The sequence below is a fragment of the Pseudomonas sp. SJZ080 genome, assembly GCF_007828295.1.
In the GTDB taxonomy this organism is placed as follows: Bacteria; Pseudomonadota; Gammaproteobacteria; order Pseudomonadales; family Pseudomonadaceae; genus Aquipseudomonas; species Aquipseudomonas migulae_A.
The window spans coordinates 226,971-247,974 of record NZ_VIUK01000006.1 but is presented as its reverse complement, the minus strand read 5'-3'; the positions used below and the strand labels follow the sequence as shown (position 1 = coordinate 247,974).

General features: G+C 59.5%; 17 protein-coding genes. 5 read left to right on the top strand and 12 right to left on the bottom strand.

Translation table 11 applies throughout. From position 1 onward, the window contains the following. Window positions 1-5: 5 nt before the first annotated feature. Window positions 6-479 carry an SOS-induced cell division inhibitor SulA gene (sulA, locus tag FBY04_RS11485; RefSeq protein ID WP_084318584.1) on the top strand — a complete coding sequence of 158 codons (474 nt, stop codon included), beginning with the start codon at window positions 6-8 and terminating at the stop codon, window positions 477-479. Window positions 480-566: 87 nt separating this feature from the next. On the opposite strand, the gene FBY04_RS11480 is transcribed toward sulA, so the two are convergent. The 7 genes from FBY04_RS11480 to FBY04_RS11450 all read right to left on the bottom strand — a co-directional run bounded on the left by FBY04_RS11480 (window position 567) and on the right by FBY04_RS11450 (window position 9,098). Continuing rightward, on the bottom strand, window positions 567-800 hold the full coding sequence (locus FBY04_RS11480; protein WP_084318586.1) for a hypothetical protein: 234 nt from the start codon (window positions 798-800) through the stop codon (window positions 567-569). A gap of 154 nt (window positions 801-954) precedes the next feature. Next, on the bottom strand, window positions 955-1,479 hold the full coding sequence (locus FBY04_RS11475; protein WP_084318588.1) for a DUF6586 family protein: 525 nt from the start codon (window positions 1,477-1,479) through the stop codon (window positions 955-957). Window positions 1,480-1,620: 141 nt separating this feature from the next. Further along, a complete protein-coding gene (gene topA / locus FBY04_RS11470; RefSeq protein ID WP_145315262.1) occupies window positions 1,621-4,248 on the bottom strand; it encodes a type I DNA topoisomerase in 2,628 nt (875 codons plus the stop codon). Between the two features lie 114 nt (window positions 4,249-4,362). Beyond that, on the bottom strand, window positions 4,363-4,599 hold the full coding sequence (locus FBY04_RS11465; protein WP_046047845.1) for a DUF1653 domain-containing protein: 237 nt from the start codon (window positions 4,597-4,599) through the stop codon (window positions 4,363-4,365). Between the two features lie 99 nt (window positions 4,600-4,698). Continuing rightward, a complete protein-coding gene (gene fadA / locus FBY04_RS11460; protein ID WP_008028488.1) occupies window positions 4,699-5,874 on the bottom strand; it encodes an acetyl-CoA C-acyltransferase FadA in 1,176 nt (391 codons plus the stop codon). A 29-nt stretch (window positions 5,875-5,903) separates the two neighbouring features. Further along, entirely contained in the window at window positions 5,904-8,051 is a 2,148-nt protein-coding gene (gene fadB / locus FBY04_RS11455; protein WP_084318593.1) for a fatty acid oxidation complex subunit alpha FadB, read from the bottom strand. 609 nt (window positions 8,052-8,660) lie between these two features. Further along, window positions 8,661-9,098, bottom strand: coding sequence for a hypothetical protein (locus tag FBY04_RS11450; protein WP_017337555.1), 438 nt, complete (start codon window positions 9,096-9,098; stop codon window positions 8,661-8,663). A 103-nt stretch (window positions 9,099-9,201) separates the two neighbouring features. On the opposite strand from FBY04_RS11450, the gene FBY04_RS11445 reads away from it, so the two are divergent. Next, the gene (locus FBY04_RS11445) at window positions 9,202-9,642 is read left to right on the top strand and encodes a universal stress protein (protein WP_008028495.1); all 441 of its coding nucleotides are present in this window, start codon (window positions 9,202-9,204) and stop codon (window positions 9,640-9,642) included. Window positions 9,643-9,808: 166 nt separating this feature from the next. On the opposite strand, the gene FBY04_RS11440 is transcribed toward FBY04_RS11445, so the two are convergent. Next, window positions 9,809-11,737 (bottom strand): ATP-binding cassette domain-containing protein, encoded by a 1,929-nt coding sequence (locus FBY04_RS11440; RefSeq protein ID WP_084318595.1) that lies wholly within the window; start codon window positions 11,735-11,737, stop codon window positions 9,809-9,811. 213 nt (window positions 11,738-11,950) lie between these two features. Here FBY04_RS11440 and FBY04_RS11435 point away from each other — a divergent pair, with 213 nt between their 5' ends. Then, on the top strand, window positions 11,951-13,879 hold the full coding sequence (locus FBY04_RS11435) for a transglycosylase SLT domain-containing protein (RefSeq protein WP_084318596.1): 1,929 nt from the start codon (window positions 11,951-11,953) through the stop codon (window positions 13,877-13,879). A gap of 176 nt (window positions 13,880-14,055) precedes the next feature. Here FBY04_RS11435 and FBY04_RS11430 read toward each other — a convergent pair whose 3' ends face one another. Then, on the bottom strand, window positions 14,056-15,852 hold the full coding sequence (locus tag FBY04_RS11430; protein ID WP_145315261.1) for an ABC transporter transmembrane domain-containing protein: 1,797 nt from the start codon (window positions 15,850-15,852) through the stop codon (window positions 14,056-14,058). Window positions 15,853-16,105: 253 nt separating this feature from the next. Between FBY04_RS11430 and FBY04_RS11425 the strand changes: the two genes are divergently transcribed. Then, a complete protein-coding gene (locus FBY04_RS11425) occupies window positions 16,106-16,285 on the top strand; it encodes a PA1571 family protein (RefSeq protein WP_145315260.1) in 180 nt (59 codons plus the stop codon). 186 nt (window positions 16,286-16,471) lie between these two features. Here FBY04_RS11425 and pdxB read toward each other — a convergent pair whose 3' ends face one another. Beyond that, window positions 16,472-17,614, bottom strand: a complete 1,143-nt coding sequence (gene pdxB / locus FBY04_RS11420) for a 4-phosphoerythronate dehydrogenase PdxB (protein ID WP_145315259.1) — start codon at window positions 17,612-17,614, stop codon at window positions 16,472-16,474. Window positions 17,615-17,864: 250 nt separating this feature from the next. On the opposite strand from pdxB, the gene FBY04_RS11415 reads away from it, so the two are divergent. Further along, window positions 17,865-19,268, top strand: coding sequence for an MATE family efflux transporter (locus FBY04_RS11415; RefSeq protein ID WP_145315258.1), 1,404 nt, complete (start codon window positions 17,865-17,867; stop codon window positions 19,266-19,268). Window positions 19,269-19,311: 43 nt separating this feature from the next. Here the strand turns inward: FBY04_RS11415 and tusA are convergent, their stop codons facing one another. Then, window positions 19,312-19,563: a sulfurtransferase TusA gene (tusA, locus tag FBY04_RS11410; RefSeq protein WP_084318604.1), complete on the bottom strand. Its 252-nt coding sequence runs from the start codon at window positions 19,561-19,563 to the stop codon at window positions 19,312-19,314. A 175-nt stretch (window positions 19,564-19,738) separates the two neighbouring features. Beyond that, window positions 19,739-20,812: a 23S rRNA (cytidine(2498)-2'-O)-methyltransferase RlmM gene (gene rlmM, locus FBY04_RS11405; protein ID WP_084318606.1), complete on the bottom strand. Its 1,074-nt coding sequence runs from the start codon at window positions 20,810-20,812 to the stop codon at window positions 19,739-19,741. Between the last annotated feature and the right edge of the window lie 192 nt (window positions 20,813-21,004).

Below are 21,004 nucleotides of genomic sequence, written 5' to 3'. Positions count from 1 at the left end.
GCTTTATGCAGTTCCCACACACATCACAGCAAGCCCAACTGCCGTTGTTCGAAGCTTTCATGGTGCAGCCGATGGCACCGATTCTGAAAGACGTGGTCGAGTCGCCCTGGAGCGCCGAACCTGAAGTTTTCAGCGAACTGTCACTGCGTGGTGCGGCCGGGAATTGCCTGAGTCTTCTGGCACCGATCCTCAGGGAGTTGAGCGAGGATCAGGATGCGCGCTGGCTGACACTGATCGCCCCGCCCGCCAGCCTGACACAAACCTGGCTGCGAGAAGCAGGCCTGAATCGTGAACGTATTCTGCTGCTGCAACCACGCGGCACCCAGAGTGCACAACAGCTGACTTGCGAAGCCTTGCGCCTGGGCCGTAGCCACACTGTAGTCAGCTGGCTCAACCCATTGAACACCGCTTCACGGCAACAGTTGATCAGCGCCGCCCGGACCGGGGATGCGCAAAGCCTGAATATTCGACTGGGCTGAACGAGGAGCGCGCTGAGCAACGCGGGGCTTCTCCAGGGATAGAGAAGCCGATCAAAAGCGGTATCCGCTAAATGCGACGAACGGGGATCAATGAAGGACCCGAGCACTCTCATCGGTATTGAAATCGCCCTCAACCAGGCGACCGGCCATCTGAACACCCACGCTCAACATCGCCTTGGCGACTTCCACGTGCTGGCCTTGCAGGAACACCTTGGCATCCTCGGAGAAATCCAAAGTAACCAGAGAACCCTCGTCCTCAGCCCTGCGCAGCTCGATTCGGCCGTCTGGTAACTCGACAATTTCTAGAAAGGACGTTGGCATAAAGGTCTGTTCTCCACGAAAGGCGGGGATTATATAGGCATCGGCCTGGCTTCGCTCGGGATCTTGACCAGATGCCACTACGAAGAGAAATTTCTGACAGCATGCTGATCCCGGAACGAACAGTCTCGCGACCGTCCGTCGGACACTCAATACTTCAGCACTCGTTCAAGCCTTCGCGAAACCGAATCGCCAGACCTTTGAGGTTCTGACGCCAACTCTCCAGTTCTTCCCGGCTCAACTCTTCGGGCGCGTCTTCTTCATCCAGGTTAACGGCCTGGATCAACGGCTGTGTTACGTCGCCCTTGGGTTTGTGCGGTGCGCGAGGCGGCTGAAACAGCGCCGCATGCGCTGACAATAGCTTGGCCAGCCAGGTTTCGGGGTTCTGTGCCAGCTCGACCATCTCGGCCATTTCAGGAATGGCGATGGCCTCAAGCACTTCCCGGGTCAGCAGCATTTCCGCGCGAGGTGCGTTGGCCTGCGGCAAGCGATAGAAACCAGCGATTTCGTGGCACAGCCCCAGCAACGCACCGTACAGGTGAAACAACGCTGATTCACGCCCGGCTTGAATCAGCGCGAGGGAATTCATCGCCCGCCCCTCTTCGGCCTTCGCGAGCGCCTCAAGCGACAGGCCGGCGAAATAAATCTTCTGGTTGGTACGGGTATAGAGTTCGTGGGCCATGACGGCAGCCTCCACAACGAAATAATTGCTTCACGCAGGTCAGACAGTGTCGTGGATCACCTGAGCTCACCGCAAGCCCAAAACAAAAAGGCCGCATGAAAACCCGAGGGTTGTCATGCGGCCTTTGAGTGTCAGCGCCTTTTAAGCCTTGGCTGCCGGACGCTTGTCTTCAACTGTCCACTTGCCACCGTCGTAGTACGCCTTCCACCCGGTCGGCTTACCATCGACTTCGGTCTGAACGTACTGCTCTTTGGTTTTTCGGCTGTAACGGATCACCGCCGGGAGGCCGTCCGGGTCTTTCTTCGGCGCTTCACAGAGGAAATGATACTTCGGATCGATCTCATCCTTGTGCGGCACGATTTCCATGACCAGCGGAGCGCGTGTCTCGCGGTTTTTCGGGAACTGGCTCGCCGCCAGGAACAGGCCGGAAGCACCATCGCGTAGGATGTAGGTGTCGTTGACCTTTTCGCATTTCAGCTCAGGCATCTTCACCGGGTCCATCTTCGGTGGCGCCGCGTCACCGCTCTTCAGCAGTTTGCGGGTGTTCTTGCACGTCGCGTTGGTGCAACCGAAGAACTTGCCGAAACGGCCAGTCTTGAGTTGCATCTCGCTGCCACACTTGTCGCATTCCAGGCTCGGACCTTCATAGCCCTTGATGCGATAGGTGCCCTCTTCGATTTCGTAGCCATTGCAATCCGGGTTGTTGCCGCAGATGTGCAACTTGCGCTTCTCGTCGAGCAGGTAAGCGTCCATCGCGGTGTTGCAGATCGGGCAACGATGCTTGCCGCGCAGAACCAGCGACTCCGACTCACCCTCGTCGTCCGCCGCGATTTCATCGCCCGGCACCAGGTTGACGGTGGCCTTGCAGCGCTCTTTTGGCGGCAGGCTGTAACCCGAGCAACCGAGGAATACGCCGGTCGATGCAGTACGAATCTGCATCGGGCGGCCGCACGTGGTGCATGGAATGTCCGTCATGACCGGCTGATTGGCACGCATGCCACTTTCCGGGCTTTCGGCTACTTCGAGCTTCTTCTTGAAGTCGCCGTAGAACTCGTCCAGCACGTTTTTCCAGTCGCGTTCGCCCTGAGCCACATCATCGAGGTTCTCTTCCATGCCGGCGGTGAAGCCATAGTCCATGAGATTGGAGAAGCTCTCGGACAGACGCTCGGTGACGATGTCACCCATCTTTTCCGAATAGAAGCGACGGTTGTGCAGCGCCACGTAGCCGCGGTCCTGGATAGTCGAAATGATCGCAGCGTAGGTCGAAGGACGACCGATACCGCGTTTTTCCATTTCCTTGACCAGGCTCGCTTCCGAATAACGCGCCGGCGGCTTGGTGAAGTGCTGGGTCGGATCAAGCTTGATCAGCTTCATCGCGTCGCCCTGGGCCATGTCTGGCAGTACGTCGTCATCGCCTGGCTTGGCGATTTGCGGCATGACGCGGGTGTAGCCGTCGAACTTCAGGATGCGGCCCTTGGCGCGCAGCTCGAAATCGCCGGCACCGACGGTGACCGTGGTCGACAGGTATTGGGCCGGCAGCATCTGGCAAGCGAGGAACTGGCGCCAGATCAGCTCGTAGAGCCGCTCTGCATCACGCTCCATGCCCGACAGCTTGCTTGGTTCGGTGTTGGCGTCGGACGGACGAATCGCTTCGTGAGCCTCTTGTGCGCCTTCCTTGCTGCTGTAGACGTTCGGGGTTTCCGGCAGGTACTTCTTGCCGAATTCGCCTTCAATATAAGTACGCGCCATCGTCACGGCATCGGCCGAGAGGTTGGTGGAGTCGGTACGCATATAAGTGATGTAGCCGGCTTCGTACAAACGCTGGGCCATCATCATGGTTTTCTTCACACCGAAGCCCAGGCGGTTGCTCGCAGCCTGTTGCAGGGTGGATGTGATGAACGGCGCCGACGGTTTGCTGCTGGTCGGCTTGTCTTCGCGCTTGACGATGCTGTAGCTGGAAGCCTTGAGCTTCTCCAGCGCAGCCATGGCCTGGGCTTCGTTCAGCGGCTTGAAGGCCTCGCCCTTCTCGCGAGCCACGTCGAAGCGCACGGTGGCGCCCTTCGCGGTACCGAGGTCAGCGTGGACTTCCCAGTACTCTTCCGGGTTGAACGCACGGATTTCGCGTTCACGCTCGACCACCAGCTTCACGGCAACCGATTGCACACGACCGGCGGACAGACCACGGGCGATCTTGGCCCACAGCAGCGGCGAAACCATGTATCCCACCACGCGGTCGAGGAAACGACGCGCCTGTTGAGCGTTGACGCGATCGATGTCCAGCTCGCCCGGCTTGGAGAAGGCTTCCTGAATCGCCTTCTTGGTGATTTCGTTGAACACCACGCGCTTGTAGCGGCTGTCGTTACCACCGATGGCTTCGCGCAGGTGCCAGGCAATGGCTTCCCCCTCGCGATCCAAGTCGGTTGCGAGATAGATGGTGTCAGCATCCTTGGCGAGCCGGCGCAGCTCTTCGATGACCTTTTCCTTGCCCGGGAGGATCTCGTACTTGGCTTTCCAGCCATGATCGGGATCGACACCCATGCGCGAGACCAGCTGCTTGCGCGCTTTCTCTTTTGGCGTGAGCACCGGACCTTCACCCGCGGCGGCCTTGCCGCGCTTGGCGGCTGGCTCTTTGCTGGCGCTAGCCGAACCGCTGGTGGGCAGGTCTCGGATATGGCCGATACTCGACTTCACCACGTATTGGTTACCCAGATACTTGTTGATGGTCTTGGCCTTAGCCGGGGATTCCACAATGACCAGCGATTTGCCCATGGATCAGAAAATTCCTGAATTCTAGAAGTGAAAGGCGGTTGGCGCCTGACGCGGCACCGCTATATATAGTGGCTACAAGGTGAGGTCAAGCGCAGGGTTTTGCGCGCACTCAGCTTATGGCTTCGAAAAAAGGCTCGGTTCGGCCTGCACCAAAGCAAAGCGTGGCACCTGTTCGCCGTCAACCTCGACCGACTCCAGGAACATGCTCAAGGGACGCACCCAAAAGCCGTAATCGCCATACAGGGCTTGGTAGAAGACTACTTCTTCTTCGGTTTCCGAATGCCGCGCAATACTGAAAACGCGGTACTGCGGACCTTTGTAATGTTGGTAGAGCCCAGGTTGTATCGGCATGGTTTGGCCCTCACTCAAATCTTTTCAAAATAAAAACAAAAATAAATCCGGAAAAACAAAAACCGGGGCACTTGGCCCCGGCTTCCATCAACGAAACGCTTAGACGCGTTCGAAGACGGTGGAGATGCCTTGGCCGAGACCAATGCACATGGTGGCTACCCCGAAGGTGCCGCCATTTTGCTTCATCACGTTCAGCAGGGTGCCGGAGATACGCGCACCGGAGCAACCGAACGGGTGACCCAAGGCAATCGCGCCGCCGTGCAGGTTAACCTTCTCGTTCATCTTGTCGAGCACTTTCAGATCTTTCAGCACTGGCAGGGCCTGTGCGGCGAAAGCTTCGTTGAGCTCGAAGAAGTCGATATCGTTAATGCCAAGGCCCGCGCGCTTCAGTGCTTTCTGTGTTGCCGGTACTGGACCATAGCCCATGATCGCCGGATCCACACCTGCCACTGCCATCGAGCGAATCACCGCCAGAGGCTGAATGCCCAGATCTTGTGCACGCTGCGCCGACATCACGATCATGCACGAAGCACCATCAGTGATCTGCGACGAAGTACCGGCTGTCACGGTGCCGCCCTTCGGGTTGAACGCTGGCTTCAATGCCGCCAGGCTTTCCAGGGTGGTTTCCGGACGAATGGTTTCGTCGTAGTCGAACAGTTTCAGGAAACCGTTCTCGTCGTAACCCTGCATCGGGATGATTTCGTCCTTGAACTTGCCTTCCACGGTCGCCTTGTGGGCGAGTTGGTGGGAGCGCACGCCGAAAGCGTCCTGTTGTTCGCGAGTGATGCCGTGCATTTTGCCCAGCATTTCAGCAGTCAGGCCCATCATGCCCGAGGCTTTCGCCGCGTACAGCGACATGTGCGGGTTCGGATCGACACCGTGCATCATGCTCACGTGGCCCATGTGCTCGACGCCACCCACCACGAACACGTCACCGTTACCGGTCATGATCGCTTGCGCAGCCGTGTGCAGTGCACTCATCGACGAGCCGCACAGACGGCTGACAGTCTGACCGGCAGCGGTGTGCGGGATCTGAGTCATCAGCGACGCCATGCGGGCGATGTTCCAGCCCTGCTCCAGGGTCTGGTTCACACAGCCCCAGATCACGTCTTCGACTTCGTTCGGGTCGACCTTGACGTTGCGTTCCAGCAATTTGCTGATCAGGTGCGCCGACATGTCTTCGGCGCGGGTGTTGCGGTGCATGCCGCCCTTGGAGCGGCCCATCGGAGTACGACCGAAGTCGACAATCACGACGTCTCTAGGATTCAAGCTCATATATTCACTCTCACTCTAGTTGGGGGCGCTTAACCGAAGAAGCTCTGGCCGTTTTTGGCCATTTCACGCAGCTTCGCGGTCGGGTGGTACAGCGCGCCCAAATCAGCGTACTGGTCAGCCAGGGCAACGAACTCTGCCACACCGATCGAATCGATGTAACGCAGCGCACCGCCACGGAATGGAGGGAAACCAATACCGTAGACCAGACCCATGTCGGCTTCGGCAGCGGTTTCGACGATGCCGTCTTCCAGGCAGCGCACGGTTTCCAGGCACAGCGGGATCATCATCCAGTTGATGATGTCTTCGTCAGTGACTTCGCGCTGTTCGAAAACGATCGGCTTGAGCACTTCCAGCACCGACGGATCGGCGACTTTCTTCTGCTTGCCCTTCTTGTCGGTCTCGTAGGCGTAGAAGCCCTTGCCATTCTTCTGGCCCAGGCGCTTGGCTTCGTAGAGCACATCGACAGCCGAACGACGGTCGTCTTTCATGCGGTCCGGGAAGCCTTCAGCCATCACGTCACGACCGTGGTGGCCGGTGTCGATGCCGACCACGTCCATCAGGTACGCCGGGCCCATCGGCCAGCCGAATTTTTCCATGACCTTGTCGATACGGACGAAGTCCACACCGGCGCTGACCAGCTTGGCGAAACCGCCGAAGTACGGGAACAGTACGCGGTTGACCAGGAAGCCCGGGCAGTCGTTGACGACGATCGGGTTCTTGCCCATTTTCTTGGCGTAGGCAACGGTGGTGGCAACGGCCAGCTCGCTGGACTTCTCGCCACGAATCACTTCCACCAGCGGCATCATGTGCACCGGGTTGAAGAAGTGCATGCCGACGAAATTTTCCGGACGCTTGAGGGCCTTGGCCAGCAAGGTGATGGAAATGGTCGAGGTGTTGGACGCGAGGATGGTGTCCTCTTTGACCTTGTCTTCGACTTCGGCCAGAACAGCTTGCTTGACCTTCGGGTTCTCGACGACTGCTTCAACCACCAGATCCACGTGACCGAAGTCGCCGTAGGACAGGGTTGGACGAATGCCATTGAGCACTTCAGCCATTTTCGCCGCGGTCATGCGACCTTTGTCAACGCGACCGACCAGCAGCTTGGCGGCTTCAGCCAGGCCTTGCTCGATGCCGTGCTCGTTGATGTCCTTCATCAGGATCGGCGTACCTTTGGAGGCCGACTGATAGGCGATACCGCCCCCCATGATGCCGGCGCCCAATACGGCAGCCTGCTTCACGTCCTTGGCGATTTCGTCGTAGGCCTTGGCCTTTTTCTTCAGTTCCTGATCGTTCAGGAACAGACCGATCAAGCTCTGCGCGGCAGAGGTCTTGGCCAGTTTGACGAAACCGGCGGCTTCGACTTCCAGCGCTTTGTCGCGACCGAAGTTCGCGGCTTTCTGGATGGTCTTGATCGCTTCAACCGGTGCCGGGTAGTTCGGCCCGGCCTGACCGGCCACGAAACCTTTGGCGGTTTCGAAAGCCATCATTTGTTCGATGGCGTTCAGTTTCAGCTTTTCCAGCTTCGGCTGACGCTTGGCTTTGTAATCAAACTCGCCGGAAATGGCGCGTTTGAGCAGTTCCAGAGCGGCTTCCTGCAGTTTCTCAGGAGCAACCACCGCATCGACGGCGCCCACTTTCAGCGCGTCTTCAGGACGGTTTTCCTTACCGGCGGCAATCCACTCGATCGCGTTGTCGGCACCGATGAGGCGCGGCAGGCGCACGGTGCCGCCGAAGCCCGGGTAGATGCCCAGCTTGACTTCCGGCAGACCGATCTTGGCCTTGGTGGACATGACGCGGTAGTCCGCCGCCAGGCACATTTCCAGACCGCCACCCAGGGCGATGCCGTTGATCGCGGCGACAGTCGGGACGTTGAGGTCTTCGAAATCGCTGAAAATCCTGTTGGCTTCGAGGTTGCCTGCAACAAGCTCTGCATCCGGCAGCTTGAAGTTCTCGACAAATTCGGTGATGTCGGCACCGACGATGAACACGTCCTTGCCGCTGCTGACGATCACACCCTTGATCGAAGCATCTGCCTTGATGGTGTCTACGGCCTGACGCAGTTCGTTCAGGGTTAGACGGTTGAACTTGTTGACGGACTCACCCTTGAGGTCGAATTTCAATTCGACGATGCCACTTTCAAGAGCCTTAACCGTGATGGCTTTACCTTCGTAAATCATCAACTGATCTCCACGATATGGAAGCTGAACAGTACACGTCGGACGCAGGCGAATGGCTCGGCAGGGACGTTTATCGTCGATGCTACGCCAATCCACCCGGCACACCCGCCAACGCGATAGTCGGGATTCTGTAGGAGCGATCTGAAATACAAACGCTCAATTCATACGCCCGTTTGATTTGGGTACGCCACCTTCACGGAATTTCCGGCAATTGTCAATCGCCCAAAATAGGGGTTGAAACGCGACTTTCCGGTCATTTCCGTACCACGAGTCCCTACAACACACAGATGCATGTGAGGTCATTCATAGAATCAATAGTTAGAAAAGTCGCCCTAATTCGCGGCAGCCTTTGTTTAACGGGCTACGCTGGGCGGGTGAATGAGGAAAAAATTTGAACGCGTCGGCGAATGCCCGGCGTAAGATCAGCCCACAACGAATTACCGGCCTGCCTGGCCAACTCCAGCCCGATGATGAATGTCGGGCTTTTTATTGCCTGCGAATCGACCAACGTCCTGTATGAGCCGGCTTGCTGGCGATGAACGACACGCGGTTTACCTCGTTAACCGCGTTGCCTGGATCGCCCGCAAGCCGGCTCCTGCAGGATCGGGTTCAAGCGAGTGCTTTGAGGGTGGCATCGATTTGTTGCAAAACCGTCGCTTCGCCCTTCTCGCCCCAATACAACGTGATCATCTGCTTGTCCGCTTCGACCTTGTAGACGTTGGCCGGCAATTTTTCGAAATGATTGAGCAGCGTTTGATCCTCGCAGACCTCCTGCCACTGATTCACCCACACACCTGGCGACTTCTGCCAGTAACTCCAGCACGCCGGCTGATTGCCGCGACGTGGTCGATGGTATTGCGCGCAGGGGCTCGGTGGCTCCTGGCTGAGCCAGTGCGGCCACTCCTGAGGCGCCAGTTGCATGGCCAGCCCGATACGCCGCGCCTCCATGCGCAGGGCCATGCGCCCACTCTGACCACGGGACGGTCGCAGCCATGCCAGCGGGCTCAGCACCACCAACAGGATTGACACCACTATCCAGACCGTCATATCTGTACTCCCGATTCTTGATGAGCGCTTTGGGTCACTTTGAAAACAATGCGCTTGAAACCAGCCATACTTACCAATATTGCATCCTCAGGAGGAGCACCTCATGCCCTACAACCACATTCTGGTCGCTGTAGACCTGACCGAAGAGTGCGACCCTGTCATCCACCGTGCTCGCGAGTTGTCAGTGAGCAATGGCGCGAAGTTGTCCCTGGTGCACATTGTCGAGCCCATGGCCATGGCTTTCGGCGGCGACGTTCCGATGGACCTGTCACAACTGCAACAACAGCAGTTCGATCAGGCCAAGGAGCGACTGGACCGATTGATCGTGAAATACCCCGAGCTCTCCAAGGAATACAGCCACCTGACCTACGGCCAGCCGCGCCAGGAGATTCATCACCTGGCCAAAGAGCAGACCTGCGACCTGATCGTGGTGGGCAGCCATGGCCGGCATGGCCTGGCATTGCTGCTGGGCTCCACCGCTAATGACGTACTGCACGGCGCACCTTGCGACGTACTTGCCGTGCGCCTGCAAAACAAAAGCTGATAACCGATCCTTGTAGGAGTCGGCTTGCTGGCGATCACGGTGCATCAGTAGACATCAATGCCAGCTGACAAACCGCGATCGCCAGCAAGCCGGCTCCTACAAGGGATCGCATACGAAAAGCCCGGCGCTCATCACTGAGCGCCGGGCTTTTTTATTGCAGGATCAATCAGGCATCCAGCTCAGCCCAACGCTCGACCATGACGTCGAGCTCAGCCTGCAACTGCTCCAACTGAGCGATCACCGCAGCGGTCTCGGCGGCTGGACGCTGATAGAAGCCGGCATCGGCCATCTGGGCCTCAACGACTGCAATCTGCTGTTCCATGGCCTCGATCTGAGCCGGCAACATTTCCAGCTCACGCTGCAATTTGTAGCTGAGTTTTTTCTTCGCCACCGGCGCTTCGACCACTGCCGCCACTGCCGCTACGGGCGCAGCCTCAGCCGTCACGACCGCCGACGTCAGGTCGGCCTTGCCGGACTTGCTCTCGGTCACGCCCAGCAGGCGCGGCGAGCCGCCTTGACGCAGCCAGTCCTGGTAACCACCGACGTATTCGCGAACCTTGCCTTCACCTTCGAAAACCAGGGTGCTGGTCACCACGTTGTCGAGGAATGCCCGGTCGTGGCTGACCATCAGCACGGTGCCGTTGAAGGTCAGCAGGACCTCTTCCAGCAGCTCGAGTGTTTCCACGTCGAGGTCGTTGGTCGGTTCGTCGAGGACCAGCAGGTTCGCGGGTTTGCTGAACAGTTTCGCCAGCAACAGACGCGCACGCTCACCACCCGACAGCGCCTTGACCGGCGTGCGGGCACGCTGCGGGCTGAACAGGAAGTCGCCGAGATAGCTCAGCACGTGACGGCTCTGACCGTCGATATCGATGAAGTCGCGACCTTCGGCCACGTTGTCGATCACGGTCTTTTCCAGGTCCAACTGATGGCGCAACTGGTCGAAGTACGCCACGTCGATGCGTGTGCCCTCTTCCACTTTGCCGCTGGTAGGTTGCAGGCCGCTGAGCATCAGTTTCAGCAGCGTAGTCTTGCCGGTACCGTTGGCGCCGAGCAGACCGATGCGGTCGCCACGCGTCAGGACCATCGAGAAATCCTTGATCAGGAACGGACCGCCCGGGTGAGCGAAACTCACGTTCTCGAGGACCATCACCTGCTTGCCGGACTTGTCAGCGGTGTCCAGCTGAATGTTGGCCTTGCCGGTGCGCTCACGACGTTCGCTGCGCTCGACGCGCAACGCTTTCAAGGCACGCACGCGACCTTCGTTACGGGTCCGACGGGCTTTGATGCCCTGACGGATCCAGACTTCTTCCTGGGCCAGTTTTTTGTCGAACAGCGCGTTGGCGGTTTCTTCAGCGGCCAGCGAGGCTTCCTTGTGCACGAGGAAACTGGCGTAGTCGCCATTCCAGTCGATCAGGCCGCCGCGATCCAGTTCGAGGATGCGGGTCGCGAGGTTCTGCAGGAAGGAACGGTCGTGCGTGATGAACAGCACGGCGCCCTGGAAATCCTTCAGCGCTTCTTCGAGCCAGGCAATGGCACCGATGTCCAGGTGGTTGGTCGGTTCGTCGAGCAGCAGCAGATCCGGTTCGGACACCAGCGCCTGCGCCAGCAGGACGCGGCGACGCCAGCCGCCGGACAATTCGGCGAGGGTCTTGTCGGCCGGCAACTGCAGGCGGCTCAACGTGCTGTCGACCAGTTGCTGCAAGCGCCAGCCGTCACGGGCTTCGAGGTCGTGCTGGACGTGCATCAGTTTGTCCAGGTCGGCATCGGTGACGATGTTCTGGCTCAGGTGGTGATACTGCGCGAGCAGCTCGCCGACACCGTCCAGGCCTTCAGCCACCACGTCGAACACGGTCCGCTCGTCGGCTACCGGCAATTCTTGCGGCAATTCGCCAATCTTGAGGCCGGGGGCGCGCCAAACGGAGCCCTCATCGGGCTTCTGGTCGCCCTTGACGAGCTTCATCATGCTGGACTTGCCAGTGCCGTTGCGGCCGATGATGCACACCCGCTCACCACGGGCGATCTGCCAGGACACCTTGTCCAACAACGGCATAGCGCCGAAAGCAAGGGACACATCGCTGAATTTGAGCAGGGTCATGAGCTTCTCCAAAAACCGGGCGCGCATTCTACCTGACTTGAGGCTTCAGAAGGCCGGCAATTTCACCTTCGTGGCACTCTGCATGACAAATGTTGCGAACTGATGCTGACAGCCCCGCAAAGCTTTCACCCGCTGCTGGCAAAAGGCTAAGCTACAATTAATTCTGTGTTGGCATCGTCAACGCTTGTCATGATTTCTCTGTTCGGACGTCTCATGCGCAGTCGCCTTTTTGGTCTTTTATCCTGTTTTCTTCTTACTGCCACAGCCATCCAAACAGCACAGGCGGTAGACCTGTCTACCCAGCGTCAATACTACGATGAAGCCAAGCGTGCCTTGGCCAAGGGTGATACGGGTCCTTACTTCCGTTACAGCCAGGCCCTTAGTGATTACCCGTTGGAGCCTTATCTTGCGTATGACGAACTGACCGCACGTCTTAAAACCGCTAGCAATGCCGAAATCGAGAAATTCCTCGCCGAACACGGTGACCTGCCGCAAGCCAACTGGATGAAGCTTCGCTGGTTGCGCTGGCTGGCCGATCGCGGCGACTGGGCGACCTTCGTCAAGTACTACGACCCCAAGCTCAATTTCACCGAACTGGACTGCCTGAACGCGCAGAATCAGATCGCGCGCAACCAGAAGACTGAAGGTTATGCCAACGCCGAAAAACTCTGGCTAACGGGTAAATCGCTGCCCGGGGCGTGTGATGGCTTGTTCGGGATCTGGGCCGCCGAAGGTCAACTGACCGAACAGAAACGCTGGGAGCGCGCGAAACTTGCCGCCCAGTCGCGCAACTATCCGTTGGCCAACAGCCTGGTCAACGGCCTCACCACCCTCGCCCCGCGCGGTCGCTTGTTGGTGGATGTGGCGCAGAAGCCAGAACTGCTCAATCAGCCATCGCGCTTCACCCCGGCCGATGAGCCGATGTCCGACATCGTCAGCCTCGGTTTGCGCCGCCTGGCCAAGCAAGACCCGGACAAGGCGATGGAATTGCTCGACGGTTATGCCAGCAGCATGCATTTCTCCCGTGATGAAAAAGTCGCGATCGCCCGGGAAATCGGTCTGACCCTCGCTCGCCGCTTTGATAGCCGGGCGCTGGACGTGATGACCAAGTACGACCCTGAATTGCGCGACAACACCGTGTCCGAATGGCGCTTGCGCCTGCTGTTGCGCCTGGCCCGCTGGGACGATGCCTATCAGTTGACCCGCCGCCTGCCGCAGGACCTGGCGACCACCAACCGCTGGCGCTACTGGCAGGCCCGTAGCCTGGAACTGGCGCAGCCACAGAACCCCGAGGCGCAGACGCTTTACAAAGGCCTCGCCCGTGAGCGTGATTTCTACGGTTTCCTCGCCGCCGACCGTTCGCAGCTGCCCTACTCGCTGAACAATAAACCGCTGGTGCTCAGCCAGGCGCTGATCAACAAGGTTCGCAACACACCAGGCGTGCGTCGCGCCCTGGAATTCCACGCACGCGGGCAGATCGTTGATGGTCGTCGCGAGTGGTATCACGTCAGCCGCCATTTCAACCGTGACGAAATGGTCGCCCAGGCAAAACTGGCTTATGACCTGAAATGGTATTTCCCGGCGATCCGCACCATCAGCCAGGCTCAGTACTGGGACGACCTCGACATCCGCTTCCCGATGGCTCACCGCGAAACCCTCGTGCGTGAAGCCAAGACCCGTGGCTTGCATTCGAGCTGGGTGTTTGCCATCACCCGCCAGGAAAGCGCGTTCATGGCCGACGCCCGCTCCGGAGTGGGCGCCAGCGGCCTGATGCAACTGATGCCGGGCACCGCCAAGGAAACCGCACGCAAGTTCAGCATTCCATTGGCCTCGCCACAGCAAGTGTTCGATCCGGACAAGAATATCCAGCTCGGCGCCGCGTACCTCAGCCAGGTACACAGCCAGTTCAACGGCAACCGCGTTCTCGCCTCCGCCGCCTACAACGCCGGCCCGGGACGCGTGCGTCAGTGGCTGCGCGGCGCAGATCACCTGAGCTTCGACGTCTGGGTGGAAAGCATCCCGTTCGACGAAACCCGCCAGTACGTGCAGAACGTATTGTCGTACTCGGTGATCTACGGCCAGAAACTCAACTCACCACAGCCGTTGGTGGATTGGCATGAGCGGTATTTTGATGATCAATAAGCCTGTCTGAGGCGAAAACGAAAATGCCCGCATTGAGAAATGCGGGCATTTTTTTTGGGGGCCACTTCATTTTCAGCGTCGACACGACCCACTGTAGGAGCCGGCTTGCTGGCGATCGCGGTGCATCAGTCGACCCAATGCCAACTGACAATCCGCGATCGCCAGCAAGCCGGCTCCTACAGGTTTGGTGCTATCTCACCGACTGGGGTCGAGACATCGTGCCCATCATTGAACTGCAACGCCGCCAGCCGCGCGTACAGCGCATTGCTCGCAATCAACTCCTGATGCGTGCCCACCGCCACCAGTTTTCCCTGATCCATCACCGCAATCCGGTCGGCGTTTTTCACCGTGGCCAGCCGGTGAGCGATGACCAGGGTGGTGCGGTTTTTCATCAGGCTGGGCAGGGCTTGCTGGATCAGGTGTTCGCTTTGGGCATCGAGGGCGCTGGTGGCTTCGTCGAGCAGCAGGATGGGTGCGTCCACCAGCAGCGCACGGGCGATGGCCAGGCGTTGGCGCTGGCCACCGGACAAACCGAGGCCTGCGTCCCCCAGATGAGTCTGATAACCGTGGGGCATCGCCTCGATAAAGTCGTGGGCGTAGGCGATTTTCGCCGCTTCCTGAACCTGTTCCAGCGTCGCCGTCGGGTTGCCGTAGCGGATGTTCTCTTCGATGCTGCCGAAGAACAGCGCCGGGGTTTGGGAGACCAGGGCGAAACAGCGGCGCAAGTCCAATGGATCGAGCTGAGTCAGCGGCACACCGTCGAGCAGAATGCGGCCTTCGGCCGGGTCGTAAAAACGCAGCAACAAGTCATATACCGTCGACTTGCCCGCACCGGAAGGCCCGACCAGCGCCAGGGTTTCGCCGGCCTTGATGGTCAGATTCAAGCCATCGATGGCATAGCTTTCAGGACGCGACGGGTAGGAAAAACGCACGTCTTGCAGCACCAGGTTCCCCGCCACCCGCTCCGGCAATGTCACCAGCCCCGTCGTCGGTGACTGGATGATGTTTTCCGAGCGCAGCAACTCGGCAATCCGCTCGGCGGCCCCCGCAGCGCGTTGCAACTCGCCGATCACTTCGCTCAACGTGCCGAACGCGCTGCCGACGATCAAGCTGTAGAACACAAACGCGGCCAGTTCCCCTGCGGAAATCCGTCCGGCCATCACATCCATGCCGCCGACCCACAGCATCACGCCGACCGCGCCCAGCACCAGCACGATCACCAGGGTAATCAGCCAGGCACGCTGGAAAATCCGTTTACGGGCGGTGTTGAACGCCTGCTCCACGGTCACGGCAAATCGCTGTTCGTCCTGGACCTGATGGTTATAGGCCTGCACGGTTTTGATCTGGCCGAGGGTTTCCGACACGTAGCTGCCGATATCGGCAATCCGGTCCTGGCTCAGGCGCGACAGGCTGCGCACCCGCCGGCCGAAAATCAGGATCGGTGCAATCACCAGCGGCAATGCCACAACGACGATGCTGGTGAGTTTGGGATTGGTGATAAACAGCAACACAATCCCGCCGATCACCATCAGCAGATTGCGCAGAAACAGCGACAGCGACGAGCCGATCACCGATTGCAGCAAGGTGGTGTCGGCGGTCAGGCGCGACTGGATTTCGGAGCTGCGGTTGTCTTCGTAAAACCCCGGATGCAGGTAAACCAGATGGTTGAACACCTGACGGCGGATGTCGGCCACCACCCGCTCGCCGATCCACGACACCAGGTAAAAACGCGCAAACGTGCCGAGCGCCAGGCCCAGCACCAACAGCATGAACAGACCGATAGTCTGGTTGAGCAAGTGCGGTGACTGGGTCATGAACCCTTGATCCACCAACAGCCGAATCCCCTGCCCCATGGACAAGGTGATGCCCGCTGTGACAATCAGTGCGAGCAACGCACCCAAGGCCTGCCAGCGATAGGGCACGAGAAAACGACTGGCCAGGCGAATCGCACGACGGTGACGGGCAGATAGCATCGGGGGTTTCCAATTCACGTTAAGGGACCGGCTATACCGCTCAATGGGGGGGAACTCTGTAAATCACAATGAGTCAGGTTAATTATGTCCGCAACGTCCAGCCCCTAGACGCTATTGGTCTAAAGTCCGGGTGGCAACGTTACGGTATTTCTGGTGGACTGGTATTGCCGCTCCGAGAAGACCGCAGGAGTTGTCACAGCCCGGTCACCTGGCGGTTCTACAGTAAGCACACAACCTGATGAGGAGACAGGCCATGTCCTTGCAACACAGCAGCGATGACAAGATTCAAGTGATCCGTACACAGCCAGATCAGTCTCTGGGTTGCTCAATCATTGACAAAGATGGCCGCGAAGTACCGATCACTGAAGACATGATCCAGGACGCCTGCCGCGAACTGGAGAAGCGATTGGTCAAGCCTGCCAAACAAGATTGATATAGCCACCGTCTTCTTGACCCGGCCCTGATGGCCGGGTTTTTTGTGGGTGCTGATCCAGAATTGTGGTGCGGCCATTCGCGGGCAAGCCCGCTCCCACATTGGATCTCCGGTGAATACAGTTGCTGTTTCCAACGGAGATCCAATGTGGGAGCGGGCTTGCTCGCGATTGGGCCAACCGGTTTTTCAGACAGCCGAAGCGCCCAACGCCGCCACGATCTTCAGCAACTCAGGCGAATCCCCCTCGACCCGCACCTGCAGCCCATCAATCTCCCGCCGCGATGGATAGTGCTTACGCAGCGCATCAAACGCCGCACGCTGCTCACTCACACTGCCTACAAGACTGCGACGGAAATCCGCGTCGTCTCGGCGCGGGTCGTACACGCCCCGGCACAGCATCGCCAACGCCCAGGCCGGATCGCTGTCAGCGTGCAAGGTCACTTGCGACAACCAGGGCGCCGGCAGCAAGTCACTCAGACTGATCTGCGCCGGTTGCCCGAGAAAATCGCAATACGCCTGATAGATCTGCGCCGTTCCACGCTGTTTGCCGTCGAGGCTGTAACCGGCAATATGCGGTGTCGCCAGCACGCAGAGTTCGGCCAGTGCCACGTCGACTTCGGGCTCGCCTTCCCAGACATCCAGCACCGCTTGCAGGTCTTCGCGTTGCAGCAGCACTTCGCACAGGGCGGCGTTATCCACAACAGGGCCACGGCTGGCATTGATCAGCCAGGTGCCGGGCTTGAGCTGGTTCAAACGGTTTTTGTCGAACAGATGCCAGGTCGTTCCGGCGCCGTGTTTCTTCAGCGGTGTGTGCAGGCTGATGACATCACACTGCTCGATGATCTGCTCGAGGCTGACGAAATCCCCGCCTTCGGCGGCTTGCCGTGGCGGATCGCAGACCAGCACGTTCCAGCCCAGCCCTTGCAGGACCTTGACCAGTCGACCGCCCACTTCCCCTGCCCCCACCACGCCGTAAGTGCGCCGGGTGAGGTCGGCGCCTTCAATTTCGGCGAGGGTCAGCAAACTGCCCAGCACATAATCGACCACGCCACGGGCATTGCAGCCGGGGGCGCTGGACCAGGTGATACCGGCCTGCTGGAAGTAATCGAGGTCCAGGTGATCCGTGCCGATGGTGCAGGTGCCGACGAACCGCACCTTGCTGCCTTCGAGCAGCGAGCGATTGACGTTGGTCACCGAACGCACCAGCAGCACATCGGCCTGTTCGACGGTGGCGCGGTCGATGGAACGTCCCGGTACCCGGCGGATTTCGCCGAAACCTTCGAAGAAGGCATCGAGCAGCGGAATATTTTCGTCGGCAACAATCAGCATGGGCAGGCTCCTTTGGCGGATCGGCAGTGTAGGCGGAGATGACGTCCAGCGCCTAGCATCTATCCCGCGTAGGAGCTGCCGAAGGCTGCGATCCTTTGACTTTGTTTTAAAGGATCGCAGCCTTCGGCAGCTCCTGCACGGTAACTGTGGATTTGAGCTTACAAAACGCTAACACAGGACTTTTCCTGACCACTGCGTCAAGGCGTAGAATGCGCCGCCTCGCGCCTCAAAATCTCTGGACGTTTCGCCCTTGAATTCCGTAACTGACCGCCCCGCCGCCATTTCCCTCAACCGCCCGGCCCGGGTTCGCCTGGAGCTGAAAAACCTGCTCGGTCTGGCGCTGCCGATCATGATCGCGCAGCTTGCCACCACCGCAATGGGCTTCGTCGATGCGGTGATGGCCGGCCGCGTCGGGCCACGGGATCTGGCGGCGGTGGCATTGGGCAACTCGATCTGGGTCCCGGTGTTCCTGCTGATGACCGGCACCCTGCTGGCCACCACGCCAAAAGTCGCCCAGCGCTTTGGTGCCGGCACGCACAGCGAGATCGGCCCGATTGTCCGTCAGGCGCTGTGGCTGGCGTTGGTGGTGGGTTTGATGGCGACGGGCATGCTGTTCAGCGCCGAGCCGATCTTGCACATCATGAAGGTCGACCCCGAACTGATCGGCCCGTGCATGCAGTACCTGCACGGGATCGCCAGCGGCTTGCCCGCCGTCGCGCTCTACCATGTGCTGCGCTGTTTCAGTGATGGACTGGGGCGCACGCGCCCGGCCATGGTGCTGGGGCTGTGCGGTCTGGCGCTGAACATTCCACTCAACTACGTCTTCATTTATGGCCACTTCGGTGTGCCGGCCATGGGCGGTGTCGGTTGCGGCTGGGCCACGGCGATTGTGATGTGGGTGATGGCGCTGGGCATGGCCGGCTGGGAACGCTGGGCGCCGGCGTATCAGTCGAGCCAGTTGTTCAGCCGTTTCGACTGGCCGCAATGGTCGGTGATCAAACGCCTGCTGGGCATTGGCCTGCCGATCGGCATCGCAGTGTTCGCCGAGTCGAGCATCTTTGCTGTGATCGCTTTGCTGATCGGGAGCCTCGGCGCCACGGTGGTGGCCGGGCATCAGATCGCACTGAATTTCAGCTCTCTGGTGTTCATGATCCCCTACTCCCTGGGCATGGCCGTGACGGTGCGCGTCGGTCAGGCGCTCGGTCGTCAGGAACCCCGTGAAGCACGCTTCGCCGCCGGTGTCGGCATGGGCACGGCGCTGGCTTATGCGTGTATTTCGGCGAGCATGATGTTGTTGCTGCGCGAGCCCATCGCAACGATCTACACCGCTGATCCGACGGTCATTCGCGTAGCCGCGATGCTGATCGTGTATTCGGCGCTGTTCCAGTTTTCCGACGCGATCCAGGTCACCGCGGCCGGCGCGTTGCGTGGCTATCAGGACACGCGGGTGACGATGATCCTGACGCTCTTCGCGTACTGGGGCATTGGTTTGCCGGTGGGTTACGTGCTGGGCCTGACCGACTGGTTCGGCGCACCGAGCGGCCCGAGCGGATTGTGGCAGGGTTTGATCGTGGGCTTGAGTTGTGCCGCGCTGATGCTGTCGATCCGCCTGACGCGCAGTGCACGCAAGCGGATCCGCAACGGGCTGAGTTAACCCTGTGGGAGCCAGCCTGCTGGCTCCCACAGGTTTTTTTGGGTCAATCGGACTTCTTGCGGATCCAGTAGAGGTAGGTGCCCGCCTCTTCGTGCTGCGCGACCAGTTCGTGGTCAAGGAACACACAGAACTTGGGAATGTCACGACGGGTCGACGGATCGGTGGCAATCACCTTGAGCAGGCCGCCGGGCGTCAGGTCACGGATGTGCTGGTGCAACATCATCACTGGTTCCGGGCAGTTGAGGCCGGTGGCGTCGAGGGTGCCGTCTACCGGCGTATCAAGCATTTCACTCATGATTCACTCCTGAAACTGGCCGGCATTGTCGCGCATTGCCGGGTGAACAGTCATCTGTGGCATCACGCCATCCCTGTAGGAGCCGGCTTGCTGGCGATCCAGACGTCGCGGTGATTCAGATACACCGCGTAACGCGCTATCGCCAGCAAGCCGGCTCCTACAAAATTGCGGGGCGTCAGCGGGATTTCGGTTTCTTCACATCGAGACGGCGCAAATGGCACGTCACTTCTTCCCGGTCGTGATACAGCTGCTTGCAGCCAATCTCGACCCGGATCCCGCGCTCCTTGAAACCCTCGGCAATGCGCTCCAGCAAGCGCTTCACTTCAGCGTAACGCTGTTTCATCGGCAGTTTGAGGTTGACCACCGCTTCGCGGCAATGGCCCTCGCCGATCCACTCTTCGAGCATCGCGGCGTTGCGCGCCGGCTTCTCGACGATGTCGCAGACCATCCAGTCCACCGGCTGGCGGGGCTTGTAGGTGAAACCGTCGGCCATCAAATGCTGCACCAGGCCAGTGTCCATCAGGCTTTCCGCCATCGGGCCGTTGTCGATGGCGGTCACCAGCATGCCGCGATTGACCAGTTGCCAGGTCCAGCCGCCAGGTGCCGCGCCGAGGTCGACGCCAGTCATGTCGCTGTGCAGGCGCTCGTCCCACTGGTCGCGCGGGATGAAGTGGTGCCACGCCTCTTCCAGTTTCAGGGTCGAACGGCTCGGTGCCTCGCGGGGAAACTTCAGGCGCGGAATACCCATCGGCCACATGGCCGAGTTGTTCGACTCGGCCAGGCCCATGAACACTTCGCGACCGCTTTTGAACGTCAGCAACAGGCGCGGCTTGTTCGCGTCTTCCACCAGTTTGCCGGCCGCCATCAGTGCCTTGCGCAGGTGCACTTCGAACTTCTTGCAGAAGTTCGACAGTTCCTTGCCATCATTGGTATCGACCATTTCCAGCCACAGGCTGCCGCACAGCGGGAAGTCCACCATGTGCGCGAGGATCACGCTGATACGGTCGGTTTCCGGCAGGTCGATGAAAATTCCTCGCGCCCACTGACGCGGAAAGATCAGATCGGCAAAACGCTGACCGCGCATCAGGCGCTCGGCACCGTCTTCTTCGGTGCAGATGAATTCGGCGCAGGCGCTGGCGGTTTTGGCCTTGGCATAACCGGCAACGTTCAGCCGCGCAGCGTGTTCGGAAATCTCGGAACAAACTTCGCCTTCGAAGCCCGGCCGGCAATGCATAAAGAGGGTGTTCATTCTTACTCCTGGGCAGTTGGCGAAGAATTCAGCCACTGCGCGATGCCCAGGCTTGCGATGAAGCAAAGCCTGTCACGAAAACCGGCGCATGATAGCCGAGTTCGGAACCCTGGACCTTGCCATAGAGTCCAGTTATTAGCTTTAACGTTCAAACGGGGCTAGGTTGAAAGCTCTGTCCGTCCCCTCAGTCCG